Origin of the sequence: Mesorhizobium sp. CO1-1-8, assembly GCF_020164875.1 — a bacterium.
Lineage (GTDB): Bacteria > Pseudomonadota > Alphaproteobacteria > Rhizobiales > Rhizobiaceae > Mesorhizobium.
Window position 1 is genome coordinate 253,497 of record NZ_JAIUGZ010000006.1, and the last position, 13,777, is coordinate 267,273.

Genomic DNA, 13,777 nt, shown 5'->3' on the forward strand with positions numbered 1-13,777 from the left:
GATTTACGCCACGGCATGTCGCATTCGGTCTTGCTTACCGCTTTCCCTTGCGGTCATTATTCTCCTCACAAGAAACAAGAAAAACGACCGCAGAGTCGAACCAACAGAGTGAGGAACTCAAAATGTCAAACGAACTGGAATTTCTTAGCCGGCGTGTCGCGTCGGGCAAACTGAGCCGTCGTGATTTTCTCGGCCGGGCGGCGGCGCTCGGCGTCACCGCGCCCTTCGCCAACGCGCTGCTTTCAAGTGCGGCGCGCGCGGCAGGTCCGGTCAAGGGCGGCACACTAAAGGCCGGACTTGTCGGCGGCGAGTCCACCAACAGCCTTGATCCGGCACTGTTCATGACTCAGGTGCCGTTCGCCTTCGGCAAGATGTGGGGCGAATTGATTGTCGAGCTTTCGCCGGAAGGCAAGCTCGAGAACCGCATCGCCGAGGAGATCGGCTCGTCGGACGACGCCAAGGTGTGGACGCTGAAGATCCGCGACGGCGTCGAATTCCACAACGGCAAGACCGTGACCGCCGAGGACGTGGCCGCCACACTTGAACGCCATTCCGACGAGAAGTCGAAATCCGGCGCGCTCGGCTACATGAAGGGCATCGAGACCATCAAGGCCAGCGGCAAGGAAGTCGTGCTGACCCTGAAGGAAGCCAATGCCGATCTGCCCTATCTGCTCAGCGACTATCACCTGATCGTCCAACCGAATGGCGGCAAGGACAAGGCCGACGCAGGCATCTCGGCCGGTCCTTACAAGGTCACGACCAATGAGGCCGGCGTGCGCCATGGCGGCGAGCGTTTCGCCAATTACTGGCAGGGCGACAAGATGGGCCATGCCGACCAGATCGAGATCATCGTCATCAACGATGCGACGGCGCGCACGGCCGCCCTGCAGGGCGGCCAGGTCAACATGATCAACCGCGTCGAGCCGAAGATCGTCGACCTGATCAAGCGCCTGCCGGGCGTCACCATCCGCAACCACGCGGGTCCCGGCCACTACGTGTTCATCATGCATTGCAACACGGCGCCGTTTGACAACGCCGATCTGCGCATGGCACTGAAGCTGGCCATAGACCGCGAGGAAATGCTGGACAAGATCCTGCGCGGCTACGGCTCGCTCGGCAACGACTTCCCGATCAACGCGTCCTATCCGCTGTTTACCGAGATCGAGCAGCGCAAATACGATCCCGACAAGGCCAAGTTCCACTTCAAGAAGTCGGGCCATGATGGCGCCGTTCTGCTGCGGACCTCGGACGTCGCTTTCCCGGGCGCTGTCGATGCATCGCAGTTGTTCCAGCAGAGCGCGGCCAAGGCCGGCATCCAGATCGAGCTGAAGCGTGAGCCCGGCGACGGCTATTGGAACGAGGTCTGGAACAAGCAGCCCTTCTGCGCTTCCTACTGGGGCGGCCGCTCGACCCAGGACCAGATGTACTCCACCGCTTATCTGTCGACCGCCGACTGGAACGACACGCGTTTCAAGCGCCCGGACTTCGACAAAATGGTGCTGGCCGCGCGCGCCGAGCTCGACGAGACCAAGCGCAAGCAGATGTACCATGACATGGCTGTCCTGGTACGAGACGATGGCGGCCTGATCCTGCCGATGTTCAACCAGTTCATCGACGCTACCGGCGCCAAGGTCGGCGGCTGGGTCGACGATCCGCATCAGGAGCTGATGAACGGCTACGCGCTGGCGAAGTGCTGGCTCGAAGCCTGAGCTTGGCCTTGCGGATATGTCCTCACCCATCTTGAAACTGGTGGCCCAGCGCGTTGCGCTGGGCATTCTCCTCTTATTGGCCGTTTCGGTCCTGATCTTCGCCGGCACCCAAATCTTGCCCGGCGACGTCGCGCAAGCCATTCTCGGACAGTCGGCGACGCCGGAGTCGCTTGCCAATCTGCGCGAGCAGCTCGGGCTCAACCAGCCAGCCTATCTCAGGTATTTTCATTGGCTGGGCGGCGTGCTGACCGGCGATCTCGGCACGGCCATGTCGAGCGGCCAGGATATCGCCACGTCGATCAAGGGACGACTGTGGAACACGCTGTTCCTCGCCTTCTGGGCGGCGATCGTCGCCGTGCCGCTGGCGATCATCCTCGGCCTGATCGCGGTGCGCTACCGCAATGGCTGGGTCGACAAGCTGATCTCCGGGCTAGCGCTGGCCTCGACCTCGTTTCCCGAGTTCTTCATCGGCTATGTGCTGGTCTATTTCTTCGCCGTGAAATGGCAAATCTTCCCGGGCATCTCGACCGTCTATGACGGCATGCCTTTTGGCGAGCGCATGCAGGCAATCGCTCTGCCGGCGGCCGCGCTGACGCTGGTCGTGCTCGCCCACATGATGCGCATGACACGCGCGGCGATCCTCAATGTCATGCAGTCGGCCTATGTCGAGACGGCGGAACTGAAGGGCCTGTCGGCCTTCAACGTCATCCGCAAGCACGCCTTCCCCAATGCCATCGCGCCGATCATCAACGTCGTCATGCTCAACCTCGCTTATCTCATCGTCGGCGTCGTCGTGGTCGAGGTGATCTTCGTCTATCCGGGCATGGGACAGTATCTGGTCGACCACGTCACCAAGCGAGACGTGCCGGTGGTGCAGGCGGTCGGCCTGATCTTCGCCGCCGTCTATATCAGCCTGAACATCATTGCGGACATAGCGGCGATCGTCGCCAATCCGCGTCTCAGACATCCGAAATAGGGGGCGGATATGCTCGATATCAAACGCATCCCCATCCCCGCGCTGATCGGCATCGTGCTGACGGCACTGTTCGTGCTGGCGGCGGTCTTCGCCCCCTGGATCGCGCCGCACGGCAACGGCGAAATCGTCGGCGATGTCTGGGAACCGATGTCGGCCGCCCATTTGCTGGGCACCGACAATCTCGGCCGCGACCTGCTTTCGCGCATGATCTACGGCGCCCGTATCACTTTGTTCATCGCAGTGCTGGCCACCGCGCTGTCATTCTCGCTCGGCGCCATCCTCGGCTTCTCGGCGGCCGTCTTCGGCGGCTGGTTCGATACGCTGCTGTCGCGCCTCGTCGATCTGTTGATGTCGATCCCGACCCTGATCATGGGTCTCGTCGTGCTGTCCGTGCTGCCGACCAATCTGGTGACGCTGATCCTGGTGATGGGCATTCTGGATTCGACCCGCGTCTATCGCCTGTCGCGCGCGGTCGCCGTCGACATCAACGTCATGGACTATGTCGAGGCGGCGAAACTGCGTGGTGAGGGCAGCGGTTGGATCATCTTCCGCGAAATACTGCCCAACGCATTGTCGCCGCTGGTTTCCGAACTCGGCCTGCGCTTCATCTACGCGGTGCTATTCCTGTCGACGCTGTCGTTCCTCGGCCTTGGCGTGCAGCCACCGGACGCCGACTGGGGCGGAATGGTCAAGGAAAACAAGGACGGCATCGTCTTCGGCATCGCGGCCGCACTCATCCCGGCGGCGGCGATCGCCCTGCTGGCGATTTCCGTCAACCTGGTTGCCGACTGGGTGCTCAACCGGACGACAAGCCTCAAGGGAGGACGCGGGTGATGGCCGACAGCAAAGCGAAACCTGGCCTGCTGCTCGACATCCGCAATCTGCGCATCGAGGCCACCGTCTTCCCGCCCGGGGAGCCGCCGAAGAACATCGTGCTGGTGCACGATGTCTCGCTGACGCTCGAGAAGGGCAAGGTGCTCGGCCTGATCGGCGAATCCGGGGCCGGCAAGTCGACCATCGGCCTGTCGTCGATGGGCTATGGCCGCGGTGGCGTGCGCATCACCGGCGGCGAGGTCATCCTGAACGGCCGCGACATACTCAAGGGCGGCAAGGACGGCTTCCGCAAATTACGCGGCCGCGAGGTCTGCTATGTCGCGCAGTCGGCGGCAGCGGCCTTCAACCCGGCGCACCGGCTGATGGACCAGGTGGTGGAAGCCACGCTGCTGCACGGCACGGCGACGCGTGCCGAGGCCGAGAAGCGCGCGATTGCGCTGTTCAAGAAGCTCAGCCTGCCCAACCCCGAAACCATCGGCGAGCGCTTCCCGCATCAGGTCTCCGGCGGCCAGCTGCAGCGGGTAATGACGGCGATGGCGCTGTGCTCGGAACCCGACCTGATCGTCTTCGACGAGCCGACAACGGCGCTCGACGTGACGACGCAGATCGACGTGCTGGCGGCGATCAAGGACGCCATTCGCGACACCCATGTCGCGGCGCTCTACATCACCCACGACCTTGCCGTCGTCGCCCAGGTGTCGGACGAGATCATGGTGCTGCGCCATGGCCGGCTGGTCGAATGGGGTGGCACCCGCCAGATCATCAAGGAGCCGCGCCAGGAATACACCAACGCGCTGGTCTCGGTGCATGAGATCGAACACCAGGAGCAGAAGCCCGGTACGACGCCGTTCCTGTCGGTGAAGAACGTCACCGCCGCCTATGGCCGCAGCGACATCAAGGTGCTGAAGAACGTCTCGGTCGACATCTATCCGGGTCAGACACTGGCCGTCGTCGGCGAGTCAGGCTCCGGCAAATCGACGCTGGCACGCGCCATCACCGGGCTTTTGCCACCCGAAGCGGGCACGGTGACGTTCGACGGACGTCCGCTGGCCAACCGGCTGGCCGACCGGCCGAAGGAGGATTTGCGCCAGTTGCAGATGATCTACCAGATGGCCGACGTGGCGATGAACCCCCGCCAGACCGTCGCCACCATCATCGGGCGGCCGCTGGAGTTCTATTTCGGCATGCGCGGCCGCGAACGCGACAGACGCGTCGCCGAACTGCTCGACAAGATCGAGATGGGCAAGGGCTTTTCCGATCGCTACCCGGCCGAACTTTCCGGCGGCCAGAAACAGCGTGTCTGCATTGCCCGATCGCTTGCCGCCAAGCCGAAGCTGATCATCTGCGACGAGGTGACCTCGGCGCTCGATCCGCTGGTCGCCAACGGCATCCTCAAGCTGCTGCTGGAGCTGCAGAAGGAGGAGAACGTCGCCTATCTGTTCATCACGCATGACCTCGCCACTGTGAAGTCGATCGCCGATTCGATCGCGGTTATGTATCGCGGCGAGGTGGTGCGCTACGGCCCCAAGAGCAAGGTGCTGAGCCCGCCCTTCGACGCCTACACCGACCTGCTGCTCTCCTCGGTTCCAGAGATGGAAATCGGCTGGCTGGAAAAGGCAATCAGGGGGCGGCGCATGGCCAGCGCGGGGAACTAAAGCAATTCCGGGAAAACTGGGAACCAGTACTCCGGAAGAAATGCATGGCGCTTCCCCCCGGAAATTGCGTCAGACCAGGCCGCCACATGGGGCGCCGGCGACCGTCATCGGGATGCAACACTAGAACGCCACACGTCTTTCGGGGCGAGCGCCGTTCGCACGACTTTTAAACAGGGGTAGGACATGAAGACTGAACTCGATTATCTCGCCGAACTCGCCGGTCAAGGCCGGATATCGCGCCGCGCCTTTCTCGGGCGCGCCGCCGCGCTTGGCGTGTCAGCAGCCCTGATACCGGCGCTGGCCGGCAAGGCTTTCGCCCAGACGGCGGTTAAGGGCGGTATCATCAAGGCCGGCCTGCAGGGCGGTGAATCCACCAACAGCCTCGATCCGGCGCTGAACCTCAGCCAGGTTACCTTCAGCTTCGGCAAACTTTGGGGCGAGTATCTCGTGCGCCTCACCCCCGACAACAAGCTGGTCAACCTGATCGCCGAAGAGATCGGCGCTTCGGCCGACGCCAAGACGTGGACGATCAAGATCCGCGACGGCATCGAGTTCCACAATGGCAAGACGGTCGGCGCGGGGGATGTTGCCGCCACCATCGAGCGCCATGCCGACGAGAAGTCCAAGTCCGGAGCCCTCGGCATCCTCAAGAACATCAAGGGCGTCAAGGCGAGCGGCAAGGAAGTCATCGTCACGCTCGGCGACGCCGATGCCGACTTCCCCTATTTGATGGCCGACTACCATCTCGTCATCCAGCCGAATGGCGGCAAGGACAACCCGAATGCCGGCATCAGCGCCGGGCCTTACAAGGTCAGCGTCAACCAGCCGGGCGTGCGCCATGGCGGCGAACGCTTCGCCAATTACTGGCAGGGCGACAAGGCCGGCCATGCCGACCAGGTCGAGATCATCGTCATCAATGATGCGACCGCGCGGCTTGCAGCCTTGCAGGGCGGCCAGGTGCACATGATCAACCGCGTCGAGCCGAAGGTGGTCGATCTCGTCAAGCGCATTCCCGGCGTCTCCATCGAGAACGCTTCGGGCAAGGGCTATTACCCGTTCAACATGTTCTGCGACACCGCGCCCTTCGACAGCAACGACCTGCGGATGGCGCTGAAACTCGCCATGGACCGTGACGAGATGCTGGAAAAGATCCTGCGCGGCTATGGCTCGGTGGGTAACGACTTCCCGATCAACGAGGCCTATCCACTGTTTTCCGCCGACATCGAACAGCGCAAGTTCGATCCGGACAAGGCGGCCGCAGCCTACAAGAAATCAGGCCACAGCGGCTCGATCGTGCTGCGCACCTCGGACGTCGCCTTCCCGGGCGCCGTCGATGCCGCACAGCTCTATCAGCAGTCCTGCGCCAAAGCCGGCATCAAGATCGAGATCAAGCGCGAACCCGGCGACGGCTACTGGTCTGAAGTCTGGAACAAGCAGCCTTTCTCGCTCTCCTACTGGGGCGGACGCGCCACGCAGGACCAGATGTATTCCACCGGCTATGTCTCGACCGCCGACTGGAACGACACGCGCTTCAAGCGGCCGGAATTCGACAAGATGCTGTTTACCGCGCGCGGCGAGCTCGATCAGGCCAAGCGCCAGGCGATCTACCACGATATGGCAGTGATGATGCGTGACGAAGGCGGGCTGATCGTGCCCTTTTTCAACCAGTTCATCGACGCGGCCGCCACCAACAAGATCGGTGGCTATGCCAAGAGCCCTATCGGCGAAATGATGGACGGCTACGCGCTTGCCGAGTGCTGGCTCAACGCTTGAGCGGACTCTGATCGTCCGATTTCATCTCTCAAGAACGCCGTGTGCCCGGGACGGCACACGGCGTTCCCGTTTCAACCGCCAACCGCATGGAGCAGCCCATGGCGCTCAAGTCCAAGCTTCTGCTGATCATCCTTGATGGCGTGCCTTACCGGAACTGGCGCCGGCTGATGGGCAATCTCGAAGGTTGGGTGCAATCGGGCGAGGCGCGCGTCTGGAAGATGCGCTCGGTGCTGCCGTCGACCTCGGCCTGCTGCTATGCGTCGATCCACACCGGGGTTTCACCGCAGGTGCACGGCATCCTGTCCAACGAGAACCGGTTCCGCGTCGAGCAGCCCGATATCTTCTCCGAGGTCAGCAAGGCAGGCGGCAAGACGGGGGCGGTGACCCATTCCTACTGGTCGGAATTCTTCCGCGCCTATCCGTTCGACCTGGTCGAGGACATGGAATTCGACGAGCCAAGCGGACCGATCACGCATGGCCGCTTCCACACCATGACCGGTTACAATCTCCGCAACCAGATGACGCCGAGCGATGTCGACCTGTTCGCCACGCTGACGATGCTGACGAAACGCCATGGCATCGACTACGGCATCCTGCACACCTGCACGCTGGACTCGATGGGACACCGCTTCGGCCACGACTGCCACGAAATGGACCATGCCGTCTATGCGATGGATGGCATGCTGGCCGCCTTCCTGCCGCGCTGGATCGAAGCCGGCTATGAGGTCATGGTTACCGCCGACCACGGCCAGACCGACCGTGGCCATCATGGCGGCCATGACGACGAGATGCAGGATTTCGCGCTGTATTATTTCGGGCCTGGCAAAGGGCCGGATGCCGACACGCTGCTCGACCAGTTGCAGCTGGCGCCGACGGTGCTGAGCCGGCTGGGTGTTCCGGTGCCAGAGACGATGAAGGCCAAGCCGTTTTTGGGGTGAGAAGCGGTCCGCGTAGCGGACGAAAAGCCAATTGCCTGGCTTTTCGAGCTTCGAACGCCCTTAGCCTGCGAAGGGCCGGGCGGTGATAGCCCATCCACCTGTCGGCCCTGCGCCATGGCTTCGGGCGTTCGTCACTTCAATCGACAAATCGTTGTCGATTGACCCGCCTCCGGCGGGACGCTCCTCACCCTCTGGCAACCGCCCCGCTCTTCGGTTAGCCTCCCGAAAATTCCTTGGCGGAGGATGAACCTTTTTGGGCCGATCAGCGACAGAGCAGACAGGAGCCAGGCGGCTCGACCGGCCATGACGGCAGCGACGGAGACCGATCGCGTGCTTGTCGACCGGGTCGCGAAGGGCGACCGTGCCGCCGTGCGGCTCCTGTTCATGCGTCACCACGCGCGGGTCTACCGCTTCGTGGCGCGCCAGACGGGATCGGAAATGATGGCCGACGATATCGCCAATGAAGTGTTTCTCGAGCTGTGGCGCCAGGCGCCCGGTTTCGAAGGACGCTCCGAAGTCTCGACATGGCTGCTCGGCATAGCCCGTTTCAAGGCACTGTCCTTGCTGCGCAAGAAGAAGGAAGACTGGATCGACGACGAGGCCGCCGCAGCGGTGCCGGACAGCGCCGACACCCCGGAAGTCGTCACCATGAAGGAAGACAAGGCGGCCGCCTTGCGGCGCTTCGTCGACGCCTTGCCCGAAGAGCACCGCGTGGTGATCGATCTTGCCTATTATCACGGACAGTCGGTGAGCGAAATCGGCGAGGTGCTCGACATTCCGGTCGCCACCGTCAAGACCCGGATGTTCTACGCCCGCAAGAAACTCGGCGAGGCCCTCAAGGCCGCCGGTTACGACAGGGGGTGGCCATGAGCGCCGCTGAAAAGATGTCGCGCCGCGACGAAATGGAAACGCTCCTGCCGTTCTACCTGAACGGCTCGCTGGAAGGTTCCGACCTGGAAGCAGTCGAGGAATGGCTGGCCAGCGATCCGGCCGCACTTGTCGCCCTTGGCGAGGCTGAAGCCGAATTCTCCGGCGCCACCGCCGCCAACGAAGCAATCCGGCCGCCGGCCGATGCGCTCAGCCGCTTCGCCAAGGCACTCGACGCCGAGGCCGGGCCTGCGCGCAAGCCGGCGGGATCGTCCTGGCTGGCGCAGGCCTGGGGCCGCTTCATGGCGGTGCCGGTCGGTGTCGCCTGGGCAGCAGCCGCGGTTCTGCTGGCCCTGGTCATGGTGCAGTCGTTTGTCGAGCCTGGCGGCAAGGGCAATGATTTCGAGATTGCCGGCGCGCAAGACGATCTGGCGAAAATGCCGTTCGCCTTGGTCAAGTTCAAGCCGGATGCGAAGATGTCGGACATTTCCGCCTTCCTCGGCAGCAACGGGCTGAAGATCATCGGTGGACCGACCGCCGACGGCGTGTTCCGGCTTGGCATCCCGGCTGCCAACACAGCCGACTACACCAAGCAAATCAGCCTTATTGCCGCCCAGCCCTTCACGGAGACTGTGATCGAGGGAAGGAAACCGGTTGATGGCGGCTGAGGCAGTCATTCGATTTGCGGCAATGCTTGCGGCGGCGATGACAATCGCCGCCGTGCCCGCGTCGGCGCAGACCAACGACCCCAATCCAGACCAGACGAAAATCGACTGCCGCGACGGGACCGACGCGGCGGGCGCCAACTGCGCCAAGGATGGCAATGACACAAAGAGCGGATCGGACGCAGGCCAATCCGGCGCTGTCTTCCTGCCAGCGCTGATCGTCGACCTGTTTCCCAACCCGGCGGCGCCTCCAACCCCTGTGCCGACGCCACGGCCGGCACCTGCGACGCCGCCTGCCGATACTCAAGCCGGCCCCCCGCCTGGCGGCCCGATTGTCTCGCCGACCGATCTCATCGCCGTTCAGCCGCCGCGCGCGGTGGTTGGCGATTTCGTGCCCGACGAGGTGCTGGTGACCGTCGACGGCGATGCCGGCGCTGTCCAGCAGATCGCCGCCTCCTTCGGCCTGCAGGTGCGCTCGCAGCGCCAGTCACGGCTGCTTGGCACCACCCTGGTGCGCTTCGGCATTCCCGACGGCCGGCCCGTCGGCGTCGTTTTGGCGCAATTGGCCGCCGACGGCCGCACCCAGCGGCGCGAGCCCAACCATGTCTATTCGCTGCAGCAGGCCGCCGGCATCGTCAACTATGCGTTCGATCGTATCGCGCTCGATGCCAAGCAGGCCAGCGGCGAAAACGTCCGCATCGCGGTGATCGACACCGGCATCGACGACACCAACCCGGCGCTGTCGGGCGTCATTGCCGGGCAGTTCGACGCCATGCCCGACGTGCCTATCGAAAAGCGCGATCACGGCACGTCGATCGACGGCCTGATCGCCGGCGTCGGCACGCTGGAGGGCATGGCGCCGGGCGCAAAAATCTATCACGCCCGTGCCTTCGAGGGCGGCAAATCGACCATGGACGTCATCCTGTCGGCGCTCGACTGGGCGGCGGAACAGGACGTGCGAATCATCAACATGAGCTTCGTCGGGCCGAAGAACGATTTGCTCGGCGTCGCTTGCCGCAATGCCCGCGCGCTCGGCATGGTGCTGGTCGCCGCAGCCGGCAACAACGGGCCGAAGGCGCCCTATGGCTATCCGGCCGCCTTCGACGGCGTCATCGCGGTGACTGCCACCGACGCCAAGGACGGGCTGATGCCGCAGGCCAATCGCGGCGCCTATGTCTTCATCTCGGCGCCCGGCGTCGAGATGGTGGCGCCGAGCGGCGCCGGTTCGGACGTGGTCACAGGCACCTCGTTCGCGGCGGCGATCGTGAGCGGCGCCATCGCCAATCTCATCCATGCCGCGCCCGACCGAACCGCGGACGACATCGAGAAGGCGCTGGCGGCGACGGCCAGGGATCTCGGCCCAAAGGGACGCGACAATGATTTCGGCTACGGCCTGCTGGACATCAAAGCGGCGGCGGTGGTGAAGGAGTGAGGTCGGCGCTTGCAGCGCTTCGGGAGATCGTTCTAAACAGGCGCCCCCGCCACCGATCCCCTGACCACAAGGTCAACCGGCCAGACCTCGCCGCGGGCGCCCTCCTCCAGTCCCGAGATCCGTGCCGCCAGCCGCTCGGCGACGCGGGCGCCGGCAAGACGGATCGATGAACGCGTCGTCGACAGCGGCACCGAGAAATTCTCCGGCCTCAGCCAGGGGAAGACGTCATCATGGGCGATCAGCGACACGTCGCCCGGAATGCTCAGGCCGAGGTCGCGCACGGCGCGCACGACGCCCAGCGCCATGATCAGGCTGGAGCAGGCGATCGCCGTCGGCGCGTCGCCTTCTTCCAGCAAACGCCTGGTGGCGCGATAGCCGTTCTCCTCGGTCATATCAACCGAGCAGACATGGCGTTCGCTCAATGTCAGTCCGCTCGAGGCGAGCGCCCGGCGCACGCCGCGTTCGCGATGAATGGCGAAGGTCTCACGGTCGTCGCCATTGATCAGCGCCAGCCGTCGATGACCGAGCTGGATCAGCAGCCTGGCCGCCTCGTGGAAGGCGCCCTCATTGTCGATGTCGGTAAAGGCATAGTCGAAATCAAAGCCTTCGCTACGGCCATGGACGATGAAGGGAATGCCGAGCGTGTTGACCAGCGCCACGCGCCGGTCAACCGGCCTCGGCGAGGAGATATAAACAGCGTCGACCTGCCGGTTGGCGACGATGCGCCGGTAAGTGGTTTCCTGGTCGTCGGCGTCGGCCGGCGACAGCACAAGGTCGAGCTCGTGCGAGCGGGCATAGTCGCCAAGGCCGGACAGGAACTCGACGAAATGCGGATCGATGTCGACGGACGCACCGGTCGGCAGGACATAGCCGATCATGCCGGTCTTGCCGGTCGCCAGCCGGCGCGCGCTCGGGTTGGGGCGATAGCCATGGCGCTTGGCGGCATCCATGACACGCCTGCGCGTCTCCTCGTTGACCTCGGGATAGCCGTTCAGCGCACGGCTTACCGTGGTTTGCGAAAGTGCCAACATGTGGGCGAGCTGCTTGAGGTTCACGAAAGGTCTCCATTCCCTCAAAGCGCTTTTAAATTGAATCGACTCAAGTGCCGCCGGGGCCGAGCCATACGAAGCCGAACCATAGACGCGGTTTGCGCGTGTTTGAAACAAAATTGCTGCTGCATCGCCATAATAGTATGTTGCAGCGCACTTTTAGGAGCGCAAATGCACGAACCTAAATCGATTAATTAGCCAGCCTCTTGACTTCCTAGCTATTCGATGGCGTGATCGAAAAAGCCAAAGCGCTTTGGAAGACTCTTCGAAAGGTTGCGGTTCCTTTCCGACTGAGTCACAGTCCTGCGGCGTCGGCGGGCGGAATGGAGGTTCCGTCCGGTGTGTGAGACCCACTGGGAGGGAATACCGATGAAGAAAATGCTTTTGCTGGGTGCTGCGTTTGCCACGTTCGCCCTGAACGCGCCCGCGCAGGCCGAACTGAAGTTCAAGCCCGGCGAAGACAAGCGCTTCAACTGGGCGAACTACGAAGAGCTCAAGAAAGTCGACCTCAAGGGTGAGACGCTGTCGATCTTCGGACCGTGGCGCGGCGAGGACGAAGGCCTGGTGCGCGGCGTTCTCGACTATTTCTCGGAAGCCACCGGCGTCGAGATCAAATACTCCTCCTCGGAGAATTACGAGCAGCAGATCGTCATCGACACGCAGGCCGGCAGCCCGCCGAACATCGCCGTGCTGCCGCAGCCGGGCCTCATCCAGGACCTGGCATCGAAGGGCCTTTTGACGCCGCTCGGTGATGACACCGCCAAATGGGTCAAGGATAATTACGGTGCCGGCCAGTCATGGGTCGATCTCGGCACCTTCAAGGACAAGGAGGGCAAGCCGGGCTTCTTCGCCTTCCCATACAAGGCCGACGTGAAGTCGCTGGTCTGGTACTCGCCGGATAATTTCGAGGAAGCCGGCTACAAGGTGCCGAAGACCCAGGAAGAACTCGCCGATCTCGAAAAGAAGATCATCGCCGATGGCGGCAAGCCGTGGTGCATCGGCCTCGGCTCCGGCGGCGCCACCGGCTGGCCGGCGACCGACTGGGTCGAAGACCTGATGCTGCGCACCCAGCCTCCGGAAGTCTACGACAAATGGGTGAAGAACGAGATCCCGTTCAACGACCCCGCAGTGGTCAACGCCATCGACATTTTCGGCAAGATCGCGACCGACGACAAGATGGTCGATGGCGGCGCCAAGGCGGTTGCGGCGACCGATTTCCGCGACAGCCCGAAGGGTCTCTTTTCGGTGCCGCCGAAATGCTACCTGCACCACCAGGCATCTTTTATCCCGACCTTCTTCCCGGAAGGCACCAAGGTCGGCCAGGACGCGGACTTCTTCTACTTCCCACCCTATGCCTCCAAGTCTGAACTCGGCACGCCGGTGCTCGGCGCCGGTACGCTGGCGATGATCACCAAGGACAGCAAGAGTGCGCGCGCATTCATCGAATTCCTGAAGATGCCGCTCGCCCACGAGATCTGGATGGCCGAAGGCGGCTTCGTGACGCCGCTCAAGTCGGTCAACAAGGATGCCTATGCCAGCGACGCGCTGAAAAAGCAGGGCGAAATCCTCGCCAATGCCTCGACCTTCCGCTTCGACGGTTCCGACCTGATGCCGGGCAAGATCGGCGCCGGCGCCTTCTGGACCGGCATGATCGACCTGGTCGGCGGCAAGTCCGCACAGGACGTCGCCACCGACATCCAGAAGAGCTGGGACGCCATCAAGTAGGCGGCTGGCACTTAGACGACCAACCATTCTCGCGCTGGATCCGGGCCGTACTGGCCCGGATCCAGCGGCGGCCCGTGCCGCAGCCTTTCGTCATGAGCGCACTGAGATGAAGCGCGATCGGCAATGTGCGCAAGCCGCCGATGACGCGCTCCAA

11 protein-coding genes are annotated in these 13,777 nt (G+C 63.3%); 10 read left to right on the forward strand and 1 reads right to left on the reverse strand.

Features of this window, described 5'->3' with window-relative positions; translation table 11 throughout:
- Positions 1-122: 122 nt before the first annotated feature.
- The 9 genes from LB558_RS14870 (at position 123) to LB558_RS14910 (ending at position 10,849) form a co-directional block, all read left to right on the forward strand.
- Entirely contained in the window at positions 123-1,709 is a 1,587-nt protein-coding gene (locus LB558_RS14870) for an ABC transporter substrate-binding protein (protein ID WP_224698226.1), read from the forward strand.
- A gap of 16 nt (positions 1,710-1,725) precedes the next feature.
- A complete protein-coding gene (locus LB558_RS14875) occupies positions 1,726-2,685 on the forward strand; it encodes an ABC transporter permease (RefSeq protein ID WP_023813639.1) in 960 nt (319 codons plus the stop codon).
- Positions 2,686-2,694: 9 nt separating this feature from the next.
- Complete coding sequence (locus LB558_RS14880; RefSeq protein WP_023813640.1) at positions 2,695-3,519, forward strand: ABC transporter permease; 825 nt, start codon at positions 2,695-2,697, stop codon at positions 3,517-3,519.
- Positions 3,519-5,174 carry an ABC transporter ATP-binding protein gene (locus LB558_RS14885; RefSeq protein WP_224698227.1) on the forward strand — a complete coding sequence of 552 codons (1,656 nt, stop codon included), beginning with the start codon at positions 3,519-3,521 and terminating at the stop codon, positions 5,172-5,174. Before LB558_RS14880 ends, LB558_RS14885 begins: the two co-directional genes overlap by 1 nt.
- 183 nt (positions 5,175-5,357) lie before the next feature.
- Positions 5,358-6,947, forward strand: a complete 1,590-nt coding sequence (locus LB558_RS14890; RefSeq protein ID WP_224698228.1) for an ABC transporter substrate-binding protein — start codon at positions 5,358-5,360, stop codon at positions 6,945-6,947.
- A gap of 98 nt (positions 6,948-7,045) precedes the next feature.
- Entirely contained in the window at positions 7,046-7,885 is an 840-nt protein-coding gene (locus tag LB558_RS14895; RefSeq protein ID WP_224698229.1) for an alkaline phosphatase family protein, read from the forward strand.
- Positions 7,886-8,188: 303 nt separating this feature from the next.
- Positions 8,189-8,755 (forward strand): sigma-70 family RNA polymerase sigma factor, encoded by a 567-nt coding sequence (locus LB558_RS14900; RefSeq protein ID WP_224698230.1) that lies wholly within the window; start codon positions 8,189-8,191, stop codon positions 8,753-8,755.
- Positions 8,752-9,420 carry an anti-sigma factor gene (locus LB558_RS14905; RefSeq protein WP_224698231.1) on the forward strand — a complete coding sequence of 223 codons (669 nt, stop codon included), beginning with the start codon at positions 8,752-8,754 and terminating at the stop codon, positions 9,418-9,420. The genes LB558_RS14900 and LB558_RS14905 overlap by 4 nt, the downstream gene beginning before the upstream one ends.
- Positions 9,410-10,849 (forward strand): S8 family serine peptidase, encoded by a 1,440-nt coding sequence (locus LB558_RS14910; RefSeq protein WP_224698232.1) that lies wholly within the window; start codon positions 9,410-9,412, stop codon positions 10,847-10,849. The genes LB558_RS14905 and LB558_RS14910 overlap by 11 nt, the downstream gene beginning before the upstream one ends.
- 32 nt (positions 10,850-10,881) lie before the next feature.
- Here LB558_RS14910 and LB558_RS14915 read toward each other — a convergent pair whose 3' ends face one another.
- Positions 10,882-11,904: a LacI family DNA-binding transcriptional regulator gene (locus LB558_RS14915; RefSeq protein WP_224698233.1), complete on the reverse strand. Its 1,023-nt coding sequence runs from the start codon at positions 11,902-11,904 to the stop codon at positions 10,882-10,884.
- 363 nt (positions 11,905-12,267) lie between these two features.
- Between LB558_RS14915 and LB558_RS14920 the strand changes: the two genes are divergently transcribed.
- Positions 12,268-13,623, forward strand: a complete 1,356-nt coding sequence (locus tag LB558_RS14920) for an ABC transporter substrate-binding protein (protein WP_224698234.1) — start codon at positions 12,268-12,270, stop codon at positions 13,621-13,623.
- Positions 13,624-13,777: the final 154 nt, after the last annotated feature.